Origin of the sequence: Bradyrhizobium agreste, from assembly GCF_016031625.1 — a bacterium.
Taxonomy (GTDB): Bacteria; Pseudomonadota; Alphaproteobacteria; order Rhizobiales; family Xanthobacteraceae; genus Bradyrhizobium; species Bradyrhizobium agreste.
Map to the genome: position 1 here is coordinate 1 of NZ_JACCHP010000053.1, position 2,788 is coordinate 2,788.

The following is a 2,788-nucleotide window of genomic DNA, read 5'->3' on the forward strand; positions in this document are numbered from 1 at the left end:
CTGGAGCAGGCGCCGAGCACGCCGGTGCGCGAGCTGGACATCCTGCCAGCCGACGAGCGCGCGTATCTGCTGGAGGAGCTGAACCGGACGGCGGTGACGTATCCTGAGCAGCAGTGCATCCATGAGCTGTTTGAGGCGCAGGTGCAAAAGGCGCCGGATGCGGTGGCGGTGGTCTATCAGGACCAGCGCGTCAGCTATGGCGAGCTCAATGCGCACGCCAACCAGCTGGCGCATCATCTGATCGGGCTCGGGGTGAAGCCGGATCAGCCGGTGGCGATCTGCGTTGCGCGCAGCGTGGTGCTGGTGGTCGGGCTGCTGGCGATCCTTAAGGCGGGGGGCGCCTATCTGCCGCTGGATCCGGCCTATCCGTCGGCGCGGCTGCACCAGGTGCTGGAGGATGCGGCGCCCCACCTGTTGCTGGCCGATGCGGCCGGCCGATCCGCGCTGGGCGACGATGCGCTACTCGATCTGACGGTGGTGGATCTGGCGGCGACGCCGGAATGGGCAAATCTGCCGGCGTCGGATCCGGACCCGCGCGCGCTTGGCCTGACCTCGCGCCATCTCGCCTATGTGATCCACACCTCCGGCTCAACCGGGACGCCCAAGGGCGTCATGATCGAGCATGCGAGCACGGTGAACCTGCTGCATTGGAGCAGCGGAGTCTTCACGCGGTCAGAGATCAGCCGCATGCTGTGTTCGACCTCGATCAGTTTTGATCTGTCCATCTATGAATGCTTCGTTCCGCTGTCGCAAGGAAGCACGCTGTATCTCGTCGAGAATGCGCTGGCGCTGGCCGAGAGGTCCTTGGATGTCTCCTTGATCAACACAGTGCCTTCGGCGATCGCCGCTCTGGTCGACAGGAAAGCAGTGCCGGCTTCGACCAGCGTCGTCAATTTGGCGGGCGAGTGGCTGACGGCGGAACTGATCGAGAAGATCTTCGCGAGCAGTCGGGTCCAGAAGATTTGTAATCTGTACGCGCCTTCCGAAACTACGACGTACTCGACCTGGATCTGCATGCGAAGGGGAGAGGCTATCGTTGAGACGATCGGCCGTCCGATTGCGAACACGCGGGTGTATCTGCTTGACGGTCATGGTGCACCGGTTCCGTTTGGCGCGGTCGGGGAGCTCTACGTCGGCGGGGCCGGGGTGGCGCGGGGCTATCTGAACCGGCCCGAGCTGACCGCGGAGCGGTTCATCGCCAGTCCGTTTGTGGACGGCGACCGGCTGTACAAGACCGGCGATCTGGCGCGCTATCTGCCGGACGGCAATCTGGAGTTTTTGGGCCGCAACGACGACCAGGTGAAGATCCGCGGCTTCCGGATCGAGCCGGGCGAGATCGCGGCGCGGCTTTGCGAGCACCCGTTGGTGCGCGAGGCGGTGGTGGTGGCGCACGAGGGCCCCGGCGGCGAGAAGCGTCTTGTCGGCTATGTGGTGTGCGCGCCGGAAGCAGCTTCGAACGGGCTGGATGGAAGCGAGCTTGCCGGCGCCTTGCGCGCCCACCTAAGTGCGCACCTGCCGGACTACATGGTGCCGGCAGCGTTCGTGCGGCTGGCGGCGCTGCCGCTGACGCTGAACGGCAAGCTCGACCGCAAGGCGCTGGCTGCGCCGGACGATGAGGCGTATGCGCATTCCGCCTATGAGGCGCCGCAAGGCGAGATCGAGACCACGCTGGCCGAGATCTGGGCCGAGCTGCTCGGTGTTGAGCGGGTCGGACGCCACGACCACTTCTTTGCGCTCGGCGGGCACTCGCTGGTGGCGGTGCAGCTGATCGAGCGTCTGCGGCGGCGGTCGCTGGGGGTCGACGTGCAGACGCTGTTCGCCAGGCCGGTGCTGGCCGATCTGGCCGCGAGCCTGGGCAGTCATCAGGAGGTGGCGGTCCCGGCCAACCTGATCAGCGAACAGAGTACGGTGATCACGCCAGAGATGCTGCCGCTGATCGAGCTGACGCAGGGCGAGATCGACCGGATCCTCGCCACAGTGCCCGGCGGGGTCGGCAACGTCCAGGACATTTATGGCTTGTCGCCGCTGCAGGACGGCATCCTGTTCCATCATCTGTTGGCGACAAAGGGCGATCCGTACCTGCTGGTGTCGCAGATGGCGTTTGCCGACCGTGGCGTGTTGGACCGCTATCTTGCCGCGGTCCAGCGGGTGGTGGATCGGCACGACATTCTGCGCACCTCGTTCGTCTGGGAGGGCCTGTCGCGCCCGGCCCAGGTGGTGTGGCGGAAGGCGCAACTTGAGGTGAGCGAGGTCGAGCTGGACGGGTCTGCTGGTCCTGGCGCCGCGCAGCTTAAGGATCGGTTTGATCCGCGCCAGCACCGCATCGATCTTGGCCGAGCGCCCTTGTTGCGGTTTGTGATCGCGCGCGAGCCCGGCAGCGCGCGCTGGCTGCTGTTGGAGCTGCAGCATCATCTGATCGGGGACCACACCACACTGGAGGTGATGCATGCCGAGGTCCGGGCCGAGCTGGAGGGGCGGGCGCATGAGCTGATGGCGCCGCAGCCGTTCCGCAATCTGGTGGCGCAGGCGCATCTCGGCGGTGATGCCAAGGCGGATGAAGCGTTCTTCCGGGGGTGGCTGGCCGACATCGACGAGCCGACCACGCCGTTCGGCTTGCGCGAGGTGCGCGGCGACGGCAGCGGGATCAGCGAGGCGCAGCGGATGCTGCCGCAGCAGCTGAACGCGCGGCTGCGCAGCCAGGCGCGACGGCTTGGGGTGAGCCTGGCGAGCCTGTGCCATCTGGCCTGGGGTCAGGTGGTGGCGCGCAGCAGCGGCCGCGAGCAGGTGG

Annotated in this window: 1 protein-coding gene; it reads left to right on the forward strand. The window is 66.7% G+C overall.

Going from position 1 to position 2,788, the window contains the following annotated elements; translation table 11 throughout:
- Positions 1-24: 24 nt before the first annotated feature.
- Positions 25-2,788: non-ribosomal peptide synthetase (locus HZZ13_RS36255; RefSeq protein ID WP_311973038.1), on the forward strand; the 2,764-nt coding region annotated here is incomplete at its 3' end.